The 13,888-nt window shown below is 67.3% G+C and carries 8 protein-coding genes and 4 pseudogenes; 9 read left to right on the forward strand and 3 right to left on the reverse strand.

Features of this window, described 5'->3' with window-relative positions:
* Positions 1-5: 5 nt before the first annotated feature.
* The 9 genes and pseudogenes from G4G31_RS09425 (at position 6) to G4G31_RS09465 (ending at position 10,522) form a co-directional block, all read left to right on the forward strand.
* A pseudogene (locus G4G31_RS09425) lies at positions 6-1,507 on the forward strand (CoA-acylating methylmalonate-semialdehyde dehydrogenase).
* A gap of 128 nt (positions 1,508-1,635) precedes the next feature.
* Positions 1,636-1,794 carry a hypothetical protein gene (locus tag G4G31_RS09430; protein ID WP_182991211.1) on the forward strand — a complete coding sequence of 53 codons (159 nt, stop codon included), beginning with the start codon at positions 1,636-1,638 and terminating at the stop codon, positions 1,792-1,794.
* Positions 1,791-3,157, forward strand: a pseudogene (locus G4G31_RS09435) (NAD(P)-dependent oxidoreductase). Before G4G31_RS09430 ends, G4G31_RS09435 begins: the two are co-directional and overlap by 4 nt.
* Positions 3,145-4,473, forward strand: a complete 1,329-nt coding sequence (gene preA / locus G4G31_RS09440; RefSeq protein ID WP_182991212.1) for an NAD-dependent dihydropyrimidine dehydrogenase subunit PreA — start codon at positions 3,145-3,147, stop codon at positions 4,471-4,473. Before G4G31_RS09435 ends, preA begins: the two are co-directional and overlap by 13 nt.
* Before the next feature lie 106 nt (positions 4,474-4,579).
* A complete protein-coding gene (locus tag G4G31_RS09445; protein ID WP_374011286.1) occupies positions 4,580-6,103 on the forward strand; it encodes an NCS1 family nucleobase:cation symporter-1 in 1,524 nt (507 codons plus the stop codon).
* Positions 6,104-6,113: 10 nt separating this feature from the next.
* Positions 6,114-7,505, forward strand: coding sequence for a dihydropyrimidinase (gene hydA / locus G4G31_RS09450; RefSeq protein ID WP_182991213.1), 1,392 nt, complete (start codon positions 6,114-6,116; stop codon positions 7,503-7,505).
* Between the two features lie 170 nt (positions 7,506-7,675).
* Positions 7,676-8,917: a Zn-dependent hydrolase gene (locus tag G4G31_RS09455; RefSeq protein ID WP_182991214.1), complete on the forward strand. Its 1,242-nt coding sequence runs from the start codon at positions 7,676-7,678 to the stop codon at positions 8,915-8,917.
* A 194-nt stretch (positions 8,918-9,111) separates the two neighbouring features.
* Positions 9,112-9,393 carry a hypothetical protein gene (locus tag G4G31_RS09460; RefSeq protein WP_229425469.1) on the forward strand — a complete coding sequence of 94 codons (282 nt, stop codon included), beginning with the start codon at positions 9,112-9,114 and terminating at the stop codon, positions 9,391-9,393.
* A 259-nt stretch (positions 9,394-9,652) separates the two neighbouring features.
* Positions 9,653-10,522: pseudogene (locus G4G31_RS09465) on the forward strand (DMT family transporter).
* Between the two features lie 13 nt (positions 10,523-10,535).
* Here G4G31_RS09465 and G4G31_RS09470 read toward each other — a convergent pair.
* The 3 genes and pseudogenes from G4G31_RS09470 to G4G31_RS09480 form a co-directional block, all read right to left on the reverse strand.
* Positions 10,536-11,006: a GNAT family N-acetyltransferase gene (locus G4G31_RS09470; protein ID WP_182991215.1), complete on the reverse strand. Its 471-nt coding sequence runs from the start codon at positions 11,004-11,006 to the stop codon at positions 10,536-10,538.
* 18 nt (positions 11,007-11,024) lie between these two features.
* Positions 11,025-12,773 (reverse strand): annotated as a pseudogene (locus tag G4G31_RS09475) (allantoate amidohydrolase).
* Between the two features lie 101 nt (positions 12,774-12,874).
* Positions 12,875-13,813 (reverse strand): LysR substrate-binding domain-containing protein, encoded by a 939-nt coding sequence (locus G4G31_RS09480; protein ID WP_182991216.1) that lies wholly within the window; start codon positions 13,811-13,813, stop codon positions 12,875-12,877.
* Positions 13,814-13,888 lie beyond the last annotated feature (75 nt).

The following is a 13,888-nucleotide window of genomic DNA, read 5'->3' on the forward strand; positions in this document are numbered from 1 at the left end:
CAAGCATGAACCAACCCGACATCATCGGCCATTTCATTGGCGGGCACGTGGTCGACACCGCGGGCGATCGCTACGCCGACGTGTTCAATCCGGCGCTGGGCGAACCTTGCGCCCGCGTCACCCTGGCAAGCGTGGACGAAGTCGACGCCGCCGTCTTGCCGCCGCCGCCGCTTTTCCGGCCTGGTCGGCCACGCCGCCGCTGGCGCGCGCGCGCATCCTGTTCAAGTACCTGCAGCTGTGCCAGCAGCACACCGACGCCTTCGCCGCCCTGATCACGCGCGAGCACGGTAAAACCTTCAGCGACGCGCAAGGCGAAGTCGCGCGCGGCATCGAGGTGGTCGAATTCGCCTGCGGCATTCCGCAAATGCTCAAGGGAGAATTTACCGACCAGATCGCGCGCGGCATCGACGCCTGGTCGATGCGCCAGCCGCTGGGCGTCGTCGCCGGCATCACTCCCTTCAACTTCCCTGTCATGGTGCCGATGTGGATGTTCCCGATCGCGCTCGCCTGCGGCAATACTTTCGTGCTGAAACCCTCGGAACGCGACCCGTCGCCTTCGCTGCTGCATGCGCGCCTGCTGAAGGAAGCGGGCTTGCCGGATGGCGTCTTCAACGTGGTGCAGGGCGACAAGGTGGCGGTCGACGCACTGCTCGACAACCCCGCCGTGCAGGCCATCAGTTTCGTCGGCTCCACCCCGATCGCCGAATACATCTATGCCCGCGGCAGCGCCAAGGGCAAGCGTGTGCAGGCGCTGGGCGGCGCCAAGAACCACATGGTCGTCATGCCCGACGCGGACATGGACATGGCGGTCGACGCCCTGATCGGTGCGGCCTACGGTTCGGCGGGCGAGCGCTGCATGGCGATCTCGGTGGCGGTGGCCGTCGGCGACGCCGGCGACAAGCTGGTGGCCGCGTTGGCCGAACGTACCCGCAAGCTCAAGATCGGCGACGGCATGGGCGAGGGCATGGAGATGGGCCCCGTGGTGACGCAGGCTGCGCGCCAGCGCATCGAACGCCTGATCGGCGAAGGCGTGGAGCAGGGAGCTACGCTGGTCGTCGACGGCCGCGGCTACCGGGTCGACGGACGCGAGAACGGTTTCTTTGTCGGCGGCACGCTGTTCGACCATGTGCAGCCCTCGATGAGCATCTACAAGGAAGAGATCTTCGGGCCGGTGCTGTGCGTGGTGCGCCTGCCGGACGTGGGCAGCGCGGTGGAACTCATCAACGCCAACGAATACGGCAACGGCGTGGCCGTGTTCACGCGCGATGGCGGCGTGGCACGCGAATTCGTGCGCCAGATCCAGGTCGGCATGGTGGGCGTGAACGTGCCGCTGCCGGTGCCGATGGCCTTCAACAGCTTCGGCGGCTGGAAGCGCAGCATGTTCGGCGACCACCATGCCTATGGCCCGGAAGGCGTGCGCTTCTACACGCGCCACAAGGCCGTGATGCAGCGCTGGCCGAATACGGCGAGCAGCGGAGTGGAGTTCGCGTTCCCGCAGATGAAGTAAAGCGACAAACAGCTATAAGCTTGCGTCTCACGGTTTGATCGAAGGGCGTAGGGTGGGCACTTGTGCCCACGCAGTCATACCGATGCTCACCGGTCCGGTGGAGACTGCAGGGAGGCGAGTCGATCGGCATGCATTTCGATACGCATGCACCGCACCGCGTGGGCATGAATGCCCACCCTACGAAAGGCACCACCAGCGCCAGCACCACCAGCGTCATCGGCACCACCCGCACCACCGCAGCAGCAGTCTCGCACCAGCAATCCAACGATAACAAGGGATGCACATGATCGAGTCTCTCCAGCACCTGCCGCCGGCAGCCGATTCGCACGGCGCACTGGCGGCGCAGTTCACCGACCTGGCGCCGCCGCTTACGGCACGGCAGGCCGCCGTCGAGGCGGCGCGCTGCCACTACTGTTACGACGCGCCCTGCACCCGTGCCTGCCCGACCGGCATTGACGTCGCCAGCTTCATCCGCAATATCCACGACCAGAACATCAATGGCGCCGCAGTCGGCATCCTCAAGCAGAACATTTTTGGCGGCAGCTGCGCACGCGTCTGCCCGACCGAAATCCTCTGCGAGGACGCCTGCGTGCGCAACAATCCGGCCGAGCGCGCACCCGTGAAAATCGGCCTGCTGCAGCGCCATGCGGTCGACAATGCCCGCTTCGACGGCCACCCGTTCGAACGCGCACCTTCCACCGGCAAAACCGTCGCCGTGGTCGGCGCGGGCCCGGCCGGCCTGGCCTGCGCCCATCGCCTGGCCATGCTGGGCCATGACGTCGTCGTCTTCGAGGCCCAGTTGAAGGCAGGTGGCCTGAACGAATACGGCATTGCCAAGTACAAGCTGCCTGGCGAATTCGCCCAGCAGGAAGTCGACTTCCTGCTGTCGATCGGCGGCATCGAGATCCGCTACGGCCAGAAGCTCGGCGAGAACCTGCAACTGCGCGAGCTGCATGCGCGATTTGACGCTGTCTTCCTTGGCCTGGGCCTGGGCGCCAGCCGCCGCCCGGGCCTCGTAGGCGAGGACGCGCCAGGCCTGCTGGCGGCCACCGACTACATCGCCGCGCTGCGCCAGGCACAGGACCTGTCGCAGCTGCCGGTGCCGCGCCGCGCCGTCGTCATTGGCGCCGGCAATACCGCGATCGACATGGCGGTGCAGATCAAGCGCCTGGGTGCGGAAGAGGTGACGCTGGTGTACCGTCGCGGCCTCGACGCGATGAGCGCGACCGGCCACGAAATCGAGATCGCCAAGGCGAACTTCGTCCACATCCGCACTGGGCCGCGCCGCTCGAGGTGCTGGTCGACGAAAGCGGTCGCGTCGCCGGCATGCGCTTCGAAGGGACGCGCCTGGAGGAGGGACGCCTGGCGCGCACCGGCGCGCTGATCGACATCGCCGCCGATGCCGTCTTCAAGGCGATCGGCCGGGGGATGGCGCCGGCGCCGGGCGACGACCTCGCTGCCGGGCTAGTGGGTGAAGGCGAGCGCATCGTCGTCGATGCATCCCTCCGCACCCGGGTGCCGGGCATCTACGCCGGCGGCGATTGCGTCGCGCTGGGCCAGGACCTGACGGTACAGGCGGTCCAGCACGGCAAACTGGCCGCGCTGGCCATCCATAACGACTTCGCCGCGGAGGCAGCATGGCCGACCTGAGCATCGATTTTTGCGGCATCAAATCGCCGAACCCGTTCTGGCTCGCTTCGGCACCGCCGACCGACAAGGCCTACAACGTCATCCGGGCTTTCGAAGCCGGCTGGGGCGGCGTGGTATGGAAGACGCTGGGCGAAGATCCGCCGGCGGTGAACGTGTCCTCGCGCTACTCGGCCCACTACGGCAAGAACCGCGAAGTCATCGGCTTCAACAACATCGAGCTGATCACCGACCGCAGCCTCGAGATCAACCTGCGCGAGATCGCCGCGGTCAAGAAGGCATGGCCCGACCGCGCCATGATCGTCTCCTTGATGCTGCCCTGCGAAGAGGCGCCGTGGGCGGCGATCCTGCCGCTGGTGGAAGCGACCGGCGCCGACGGCATCGAGCTCAATTTCGGTTGCCCGCATGGCATGCCCGAGCGTGGCATGGGCGCGGCGGTAGGCCAGGTGCCCGAATACGTCGAAATGGTCACGCGCTGGTGCAAGACCCATTCCCGCCTGCCCGTCATCGTTAAACTCACGCCGAACATTACCGACGTGCGCGCACCGGCACGGGCGGCGCTGGCTGGCGGGGCGGATGCGGTCTCGCTGATCAATACCATCAATTCCATTACCCACCTCGACCTCGACCGCATGGTTGCTTTTCCGGTTGTCGGCGGCGCCAGTACCCACGGCGGCTATTGCGGCTCGGCCGTGAAACCGATCGCGCTGAACATGGTGGCCGAGATCGCGCGCGATCCTTTCACTGCCCGCCTGCCGATTTCCGGCATTGGCGGCATCGGCAACTGGCGTGACGCCGCCGAATTCATCGCGCTCGGCGCCGGTTCCGTCCAGGTGTGCACGGCGGCGATGCTGCACGGCTTCCGCATCGTCGACGAGATGAAGGATGGCCTGTCGCGCTGGATGGACGAGAAGGGCTACCCGAACATCGCCGCGTTCTCGCGCAAGGCCGTGCCGAACACGACCGACTGGAAGGCGCTGGACATGAACTACCAGGTCATCGCCCACATCGACCAGGACAAATGCATCGGCTGCGGCAAGTGCTTCGTCGCTTGCGAGGACACGTCCCACCAGGCCATCGGGCGCGCGGTGCTGGAGAACGGCGGCCGCCGCTACGAGGTGATCCGCGAGGAATGCGTGGGCTGCAACCTGTGCGAGATCACCTGTCCGGTCGAAGCCTGCATCACGATGGTGCCGCAGGAAACCGGCAAGCCCTACATGAACTGGAATCAGGATCCGCGCAATCCGCGCGCGCTGGCGACGCCGCCATCGCCGCCGGCGCCGCTGGCCGAAGGTGCGCAGCGCGAAGTCCCCGCTTGACCCGGGCGCACAGGCGGACGATGCGCGGCCGGCCCCGGCCGTTCGCGCCGCCCCCATCGATTGCGCTACACTGGGTTGCACCGCAACCCGACTGGAGAGGCCCACCGTGACGGAACAAGTGACCGAACACCGCGCTGTCAGCAACGAACTCTGGAACCCCGACCTTGCGCCGACAAGCGTCGCCCAGCGCACCTGGCGCTGGTACCACTTCGGGGCGCTCTGGGTCGGGATGGTGATCAGCATTCCCGCCTACATGCTGGCGGCAAGCCTGATCGACAGCGGCATGTCGGCCTGGCAGGCGGTGTTCACGGTGTTCCTGGCGAACGTGATCGTGCTGCTGCCGATGCTCCTGATCGGCCACGCCGGCACCAAGTACGGCATTCCCTATGCCGTACTGGCACGCGCCTCCTTCGGCACGCGCGGCGCCCGCCTGCCTGCCCTGATGCGCGCCGTCGTCGCCTGCGGCTGGTACGGCATCCAGACCTGGTTCGGCGGCAGCATGATCTACACGCTGCTGGGCGTGCTGCTGGGCGCCCCGCTCGAGGGCGACAAACTGCCGGGCCTGGGCATCAACGCCGGCCAGCTGGCCTGCTTCCTCGCCTTCTGGGCGATCCAGATGTATTTCATCGTGCACGGCATGGAGTCGATCCGCAAGCTGGAGACCTATACCGCGCCCTTGAAAATCGCGATCTGCTTCCTGCTGCTCTGGTGGGTCTACGACAAGGTCGGCGGCTTCGGTCCGCTGCTCGACCAGCCTTCCCAGTTTGCCGCGGGCGGACCGAAAGCGGGCCTGTTCTGGTCCGTGTTCTGGCCTTCGCTCACCGCCATGATCGGCTACTGGGCCACGCTGGCGCTGAACATTCCCGACTTCACCCGTTTCGCCAAGACCCAGCGCGACCAGGTCGTCGGCCAGACGCTCGGCCTGCCGCTGCCGATGGCGCTGCTCGCGGCGCTGGCCGTCACCGTCACCTCGGCCACGGTCGTCCTGTACGGCAAGGCGCTGTGGGACCCGGTCGACGTCGCCAGCCGCATGACGGGCGTGGCGGTGCTGGTGGCGCTTCTCATCCTCCTGATCGACACGGCCAGCGTGAACCTGGCCGCCAACCTGGTGGGCCCCGCCTACGATTTCTCGGCCCTGTCTCCGCGGCGCATTTCCTACCGTGTCGGCGGCTACATCACCGCCGGCATTGCCCTGGCGATGATGCCGTGGAAGATACTCGAGAGCACAGAGAACTACATCTTCATCTGGCTGACCGGCTATTCGGCGCTGCTCGGGCCCATCGCCGGCATCATGATCATCGACTACTACATCATCCGCAAGACGAACCTCGATGTCGGGCAGCTCTACCGCGACGACGGCGTCTACACCTATCGCGGCGGCTGGAACATCGCCGCCCTGGTGGCATTTGCCGCCGGCGTGCTGCCGAACATCCCCGGTTTCCTGCATGCCGCGCTGCCGGCCTCGTTCCCGGATGTCGGGCCGGCCTTCAAGGCCATCTATACCTATGCCTGGTTCGTCGGCGTCGTGATTGCCGCCCTGGTCTATGGGTTGATGATGAAGGGCCGCACAGTGCCGGCGCTGGGCACGGTGAACGGTTCGGCCAACAAGTATCCAACATATAAAAGCTGAAAGGGATTCCATGACGACGATCATCCGTGGCGGCACCATCGTGAACGCCGACCGCGCCTTCCGCGGCGACGTGCTCTGTTCAAACGACAGGATCGTCGCCGTCGGCGAGAACCTGGACGCGCCGGCCGACGCCACCGTCGTCGACGCCGGCGGGCAGTACGTGATGCCGGGCGGGATCGACACCCATACCCACATGCAGCTGCCCTTCATGGGCACGGTCACCGCGGACGACTTCTTCACCGGCACCGCGGCGGGCCTGGCAGGCGGCACCACGACCATCATGGATTTCGTCATCCCCGACCCGAAGCAGTCGCTGCTGGAGGCTTACCACACCTGGCGAGGCTGGGCGCGCAAGGCGGCCGGCGATTACACCTTCCACGTCGCCGTCACCTGGTGGGACGAGTCGGTGCACGCCGAGATGGGCACGCTCGTGCGCGAGCACGGCGTCAACAGCTTCAAGCACTTCATGGCCTATAAAAACGCCATCATGGCCGACGATGAAACCCTGGTGAAGAGTTTCCGGCGCGCGCTTGAACTTGGTGCGATCCCGACCGTCCACGCCGAGAACGGCGAGCTGGTCTACCAGTTGCAGCGCGAGCTGCTGGCCAGGGGCATCACCGGCGCACGCGCGCATCCGCTGTCGCGCCCCCCGGAAGTGGAGGCGGAAGCGGCCAACCGCGCCATTGCAATTGCGAACGTGCTCGGCACGCCCGTCTACATCGTCCACGTGTCCTGCGCCGAATCGCTCGAGGCTATCACCCGCGCGCGTGCGAAGGGGCAACGCGTCTACGGCGAGGCACTCGCCGGCCACCTCGTCATCGACGACAGCGTGTATGCCAGCGAAGACGAGGATTTCGCCCGTGGCCACGTGATGAGTCCGCCGTTTCGCAGCGCTCACCACCAGGCCTCCTTGTGGCAGGGTCTGCGCGGCGGCAACCTGCACACGACCGCTACCGACCACTGCACCTTCTGCGCCGAGCAGAAGGCGGCCGGCAAGGACGATTTCACCCGCATCCCGAATGGCTGCGGCGGCGTCGAAGAACGCATGGCCATCGTGTGGGACGCAGGCGTCAACAGCGGCACCCTGACGCCGTCCGAATTCGTGCGCGTGACGTCCACCAACGCTGCCCAGATCTTCAACATGTACCCGAGGAAGGGCGTGATCGACGTCGGCGCGGACGCCGACATCGTGGTCTGGGACCCGAACGGCTCGCGTACCATTTCCAGCAAGACCCAGTTCGCGAAAGGCGGCTTCAACGTGTTCGAGGGACGCACGGTACGCGGCATTCCCACCCACACGATCGCCGCCGGCAAGCTCGTGTTCGAGCGCGGCGACCTGCGCGCCGAGGAGGGCGCCGGCCGCCACATCGACCGTCCCGCTTTCGGCACGACGCAGGCATGAACCCCGTCGGCGCTGCTGGCACGGACCTGGGGTGAGCGGCTACACCAACACAGGCCGCGATGACGCTGCCTCACTGCCGCCCACGCGTTCAACCCGCGCATGCACCCCCGACCGCAACCGATAGCCGCAATCACGCATCGCCCCGCCACCACCACGAACGGAACATCACCATGTCCAGCACCCTGCGCATCAACGGCCAACGCCTGTGGCAATCCCTGATGGAACTGGCGCAGATCGGCGCCACCGAGAAGGGCGGCGTCAAGCGCCTCGCCCTCACCGACCTCGACCGCCAGGGCCGCGACCTGGTCGTGCGCTGGGCCCGCGAAGCCGGCATGTCGGTCACGGTCGACAGGATCGGCAATGTCTTCATGCGCCGCCCCGGCCGCAACAACGCTTTGGCCCCGATCGTCACCGGCAGCCACGTCGACACCCAGCCGACCGGCGGCAAGTTCGACGGCAACTATGGCGTGCTCGCCGGCCTGGAAGTGGTGCGTACCCTCAACGACCATGGCATCGGGACCGAGGCGCCGATCGAGGTCGCGTTCTGGACCAACGAGGAAGGTTCGCGCTTCGTCCCGGTGATGATGGGTTCCGGCGTGTTCTGCGGCGCCTTCAGCCTGGAGACGGCCTATGCCGCCAGGGATGTCGAGGGCAAGAGCGTGCGCGAGGAACTGGAGCGCATCGGCTACCTGGGCGACGAGGAACCCGGCCAGCATCCGATCGGCGCCTATTTCGAAGCCCACATCGAGCAGGGCCCGGTACTGGAAGATGCCGACAAGGTGATCGGCGTCGTGCCGGCCGTGATGGGCCTGTCCTGGTACGACTGCGTGGTGACCGGCATGGAAGCGCATGCCGGCCCGACCCCGATGGGCCTGCGCCGCGACGCCTTGCAGGTCGCCGCCACCATCATGCAGGAGGTGGTGGCGATCGCCAACCGCTACCCGCCCTACGGCCGCGGGACGGTCGGCATGGTGCAGGTATTCCCGAACAGCCGCAACGTCATTCCCGGCCAGGTCAAGTTCAGCATCGACCTGCGCAACGTGAACGACGAGCTGCTGAACACGATGCACGAGGAGATGCTCGCCTTCATCGCGCAAACGCGGGCGCAGTCGAAGCTGGGCATCGACATCGAGCGGGTTTCCTACTACCCGCCATGCCCCTTCCATCCGGACTGCGTGAACGCCGTGCGCGCCGCCACCGACAAGCTGGGCTACTCGACGATGGACGTTGTCTCCGGCGCCGGCCACGACGCCATCTACACGGCGCGCGTGGCACCATCGGGTATGATCTTCGTGCCCTGCAAGGATGGGATCAGCCATAACGAGATCGAGGATGCGCGTCCGGATCACCTGGAAGCGGGCTGCAACGTGCTGCTGCATGCGATGCTGGAACGGGCGCGGGCGGCAGGCTGAGGCTGCGGACGGGCGCGTGACGGATTGCGCAACGCGCTCACGGAAGCGGTCGGCCCGGCGCTTTGGCGAAGGGAGCGGTGGCCTGCGGAGGCGCGGCCGGCGCAGGTGGCCTCGCCCGCAATGCGGCGGGTAAACAGGGCGCAAGCCTCGTGCACCCGTGCAATCTCCACCGGTAAACGCGGCTAGAATGCCGCATGCCGAGCAAATCTCCCATTTATCCCGGTCCGACGACGGCGCGCGGCGCCGTGCTGGCCGTGCTGCTGTCGAACGAAGACCAGACCGGCGCCGAACCGCTGCGCGGGCGCGTCACCCTGGCCGCCATCGTCCGCGCGCTCAAGCGCAAATACAACTGGCCGATCGAAACGAGCAGCTTCCCGTCGAACGCCGTGGACGGCCGCGCCACCGGGCGACGGTCTACAGCCTGCCGCCGGATGTTATCAAGCGCGCCCTCGAGCGGGGCGGACGCGACTGGCTGAAAAGCCGCGCCGTATCGCGCCGCCAGCCGCCCCCGGACGTCGAGTGACCCGGAGGCTCGCGCTGTCCCGCCGTCGAGGCATCCGCGCCACCGCCGTTTCAAGCTGCCGCTGAAGCGGGGCCCGTTCGCGCACCTGTGCGGGGCCGCGCTTGCCTGACGGCGGCAGGGCGCCTACCTTGTAAGCATTCCAGGCGAGGACACGAGCGGATTGCCGCGCCCGCCATCGCCTGCCGAGCCGAGCAGCGCGCGCGGGGGGGCCCATGCGTGACCTTGCCACCATCCGTCGCCCTGTGATGACGCTGGCATGCACGGCGGCCGCAATGCTGGCCTGCGCCGCCAATTCCCTGTTGTGCCGGCTTGCGCTGCAGGACGGCAGCATCGACCCGGCCAGCTTCGGCGCGCTGCGGGTCGTGGCCGGAGCGCTGGCGCTGGGCGCCTTCGTCCGCCTGCGCCGTGAAAAAGCGGCAGCCAGGCCCGACTGGTGGTCGGCGTCGATGCTGTTCGCCTGGGTCGCCTGCTTCTCCTTCGCGTATGTCAGCCTGCCGGCAGGGATGGGTGCGCTGGTGCTGTTCGGCGCCGTCCAGCTGACGATGTTCGGTGCCGCCTTGCGCAAGGGCGAGCGCTTCTCACTGCCCGGCTGGCTGGGGCTGGCCTGGCCGCCGCCGGCCTGGTCTATCTTGTGCTGCCGGGCGTCGCCGCGCCGCCATGGCCGGGCACCCTGCTGATGGCGCTGGCGGGCTTGTCCGGGGCGTGTACTCGCTGCGCGGACGGTGCGCGGGGGGAGACACTGCCGATCCGCTCGGCGCCACCGCGCGCAATTTCATGTACGCCACGCCGCTGGCCCCGGCACTGTGGTTGCCTTTTACGGGCGTCGCACATGCCGACGCGTCCGGGGTCACCCTGGCCATCGTTTCCGCGCGCTGAGCTCCGGTGTCGGCTACGCGTTCTGGTACGCGGCGCTGCGCGACTTGTCGGCGATGCGGGCAGCGACCGTGCAGCTGTCGGTGCCGCCGCTGGCCGCGCTGGGTGCCGTGACCTGGCTGGGCGAGTCCCTGACGCCGCGGCTGGTGCTGGCCTCCAGCGCGATCCTGGGCGGCATCGCCCTCGCGTTGACCCGGCGCGGCCGCTAGCAGGCCGCCGGGTTCAGGACAGCTGTTTTTCCATGTAGACCGACGGGATGCCGATACCCGAACGATGCGGGTACAGCTCTTCGCGCACGGCGATGAAACCTGCGCACCGGTAGAAGGGCACGGCGTTGAGCGAAGCCGAGAGGAACAGACGCGTCAGGCCCGTGGTGCGCGCGGCCGCCTCGACCGACGCAAGCAGGCTCAGACCGACGCCGCGACCCTGCGCGTCCGGGTCGACGAACACGGCATCGACTTCGCCCTCGCGCGTATCGAGCACGGCATAGCCGAGGAGGGCGCCGTCCTCGACGGCGGCCATGGCTTGTCCCAGTGCGATGCGATCGGCCAGGCTCGCCGGCGCAGGCGCGGCCAGCCAGACACCCAGTACCTCGGGCGTGTAATGCCCGGCGCACCCATGCGCGACGGCGCGCGTACGCAGGTCCCACAGCGCCGCGATCTCGCCGGGCATGGCCTTGCGCAAGCTGATCATGGCAGTTTGCCCACGTGTTCAGCCCAGGCTGCGCAGGAAGTCGAGCAGCACCTGCGCCGCCAGCTCGGCATCGTCGGCCGTCATCGTCTCCAGCGGATTGTGGCTGATGCCGCCATTGCCGCAGCGGGTGAAGAGCATCGCCACCTCGGTGAGCTGCGCCATCTGCATCGCGTCATGGCCGGCGCCGGAGAGCAGGTCGAAGCGCGGGACGCCCGCACGTTCCACCGCCGCGCCGAGCAAATCCATCAAGCGCGGCGAGCAAGGCGCCGCTTCCGCCTCGACGATTTTATGCAGCTTTTTCCTCGATGCCGCGCCGGGCACAATGGCGCTGATGCCTGCCAGGATGTCGTCGACGGCCGCCAGGCGTACGGCGTCATCGGCCGCCCGGATGTCGAGCGAGAGCTTGCAGGCGCCTGGAATCACGTTGACCGAACCCGCCGGCACCTCGAGCTGGCCGACGGTGCCGACCAGCGATGCGACCCCGCTGCAGCGCTGTTCGACGAGCAGGACGATTTCAGCCGCTGCCGCGGCGGCATCGCGGCGCATGCCCATCGGCGTGGTACCGGCATGGCTGGCCACGCCCGTCAGCTCCACCAGGTAACGCGAGCTGCCGGCAATCGCTGTCACCACTCCCAGCGGCAGGCCGCGTTCGAGCAGCACCGGGCCCTGCTCGATGTGCACCTCGACGAAGCCCAGCAGGTCTTCACGCCGGCGCGCGATCGCGCCGATGGCAGCCGGATCGTGCCCGGCCGCGACCAGTGCTGCGCGCATGGTCACCCCATCCGCATCAATCGCGTCGAGCAAGGCCGGATTGAAGCCGCCGGTGACGGCGCTGCTGCCGAGGAAAGTGCTGCGAAAGCGCACGCCTTCCTCTTCCGCGAAGCCGATGACTTCCGGTGGAAGGGCAGGCGTTCGCCGCGCGCGTGCAGGTGGCGCACCAGCGCAATCGGCAGCAGCACGCCCAGGCGGCCGTCGTACTTGCCGCCGTTGCGCACGGTGTCGTAGTGCGAACCGGAGACCAGGGTTTTCGCACCCGCATCCTCCGCCGCATAGCGCCCGACCACGTTGCCAACGGCGTCGATGTGCGCTTCCATGCCGGCCTCATTCATCCGGGCGGCGATCTGTTCGGCCGTGCGCCGGTGCGCGGGCGTCAGGTAGGCGCAGGTCAGGCCGTCCTCGGCGTCGCTCCATGCGCCGATGGTCTCGCACCAGTCCATCACAAGCGCGCCGATTTCAGGCGTGACGTCCAGCAGCGCGTTCAGGCGAATCTCGGCGATGCGGTGCACCTGGCGCAGGGCCTCGGCCAGCTCGGCGTCACGGCCGTTCTTCTTCAGGCGGCGGGTAAAGGTGGCGATGATCGCCGTGCGCGTCAGCCCGCGCCCGGTCGGTCCCTTGACGGCCAGGATGAAGGGAAAGCCGAACTTCTCGTTGTATTGGGCGTTGAGCGCCTGCAACTGCGCGTATTCCTCGGCGCTGCACTGGTTCAGGCCGGAGGCTGCCTGCTCGCCCGTCGATTCCGGCGTCAGCTCGCCCCGGACCGCCGCCTTGCCGGACCAGCTCGGGATGGGCGCGCAGCAGGGCCAGGCGCTCGTCCTCGCCCGCTTCCGTCACCACCGCCTGCAGCGCCAGCTTGAGCGCGGCCAGGGTGGCGAAGGGACGGCGCGTTGCCGCCCGTTCGGCGATCCAGGGCGAATGCTCGTAGATGCCGTTCAGCGCGGCGGCAAAGGCGGAGGCATCAAGGGTGTTCAGGCTGGAAAGCGTGGTCATGGCGGCGGTTCCGTGGTGGAGCAGTCGATGATAAATCCTGCAACCCGCGTCCTCATATGGCCAGCATGATGGAGCGGATTGCGCAGCGATATAGTAAGCGGTTACTTCGGTTGCAATGCCCGTGCGGCCTGGCTCACCTGGTCGCGCAGCCATTTGTGCTCGGGCGACTGGTGCACGCGCTGGTGCCACAATTGGTAGAAGCGCATGGGCGGGAATTTCAGCGGCATGTCGAAGGTTTTCAGCGGCAGCGCCTTCTCATAAAAGCGCATGAACTGGCGGCCGGTGGTGAGTACCAGGTCGGTCTGGGTCAGCATGTAGGGGATCAGGCCGAAGTAGGGCGACTCCACCGCGATCTTGCGCTGCATTCCCTGGCGCGCGAGGAAGGAGTCGATCACGCCGTGGTAGCCTGGCAGGGTCTGCGAAGGCGCCACGTGCGGCAGGGCCAGGTAATCCTCGATCGTCATCGCGTCAAAGGCGGTGCGCTTCGCATACGGGCTGTCGGCACGCATGGTGCAGACGATGGGGTCTTCGAACAGCTTCGAGATGTGCAGGTGCGCCGGCGGCTCGTCCCAGTTGGCGATCACCAGGTCCATCTCGCCGTCCGACAGCATGCGCAGGTAGTCCGAGCCCGGACCCATGCCGTGGATGGCGACGCGGCTGTTGGGCGAACCGCGGCGCACCGCGGCCACGACATTCGGCAGGAACTGGGTGTCGAGGTAGTCGGGCGCGGCAATGTGGAAGGTGCGCGCCGCTTCCTCGGGCACGAAAGGCGACTTCTTGACGAACAGGTTTTCGGTTTCGTCGAGGATGCGCTTGGCGGGTTTGAGCAGGCTTTCGCCATGCTGGGTCGGGACCATGCCGCGGGCGCCGCGCACCAGCAGCGGGTCGCCAGTCAGTTCGCGCAATTTGCGCAGCGAGGCGGAAATCGAGGGCTGCGGCTGGTTCAATTTCAGCGCCACGCGCGAGACGTTCTTCTCCACCAGCAGCAGGTAGAGGATGCGAATCAGGTGGATATCGAGGTGCTGGGGCAGGGCGGCCATGTGGGCGATGTTTGGCGTATATCCGTTCGATTATGTCGAATATACGCCATGTTTCATGTTGTACAAAATGAAATC

It is taken from the genome of Massilia sp. Se16.2.3 (assembly GCF_014171595.1).
Taxonomy (GTDB): Bacteria; Pseudomonadota; Gammaproteobacteria; order Burkholderiales; family Burkholderiaceae_D; genus Telluria.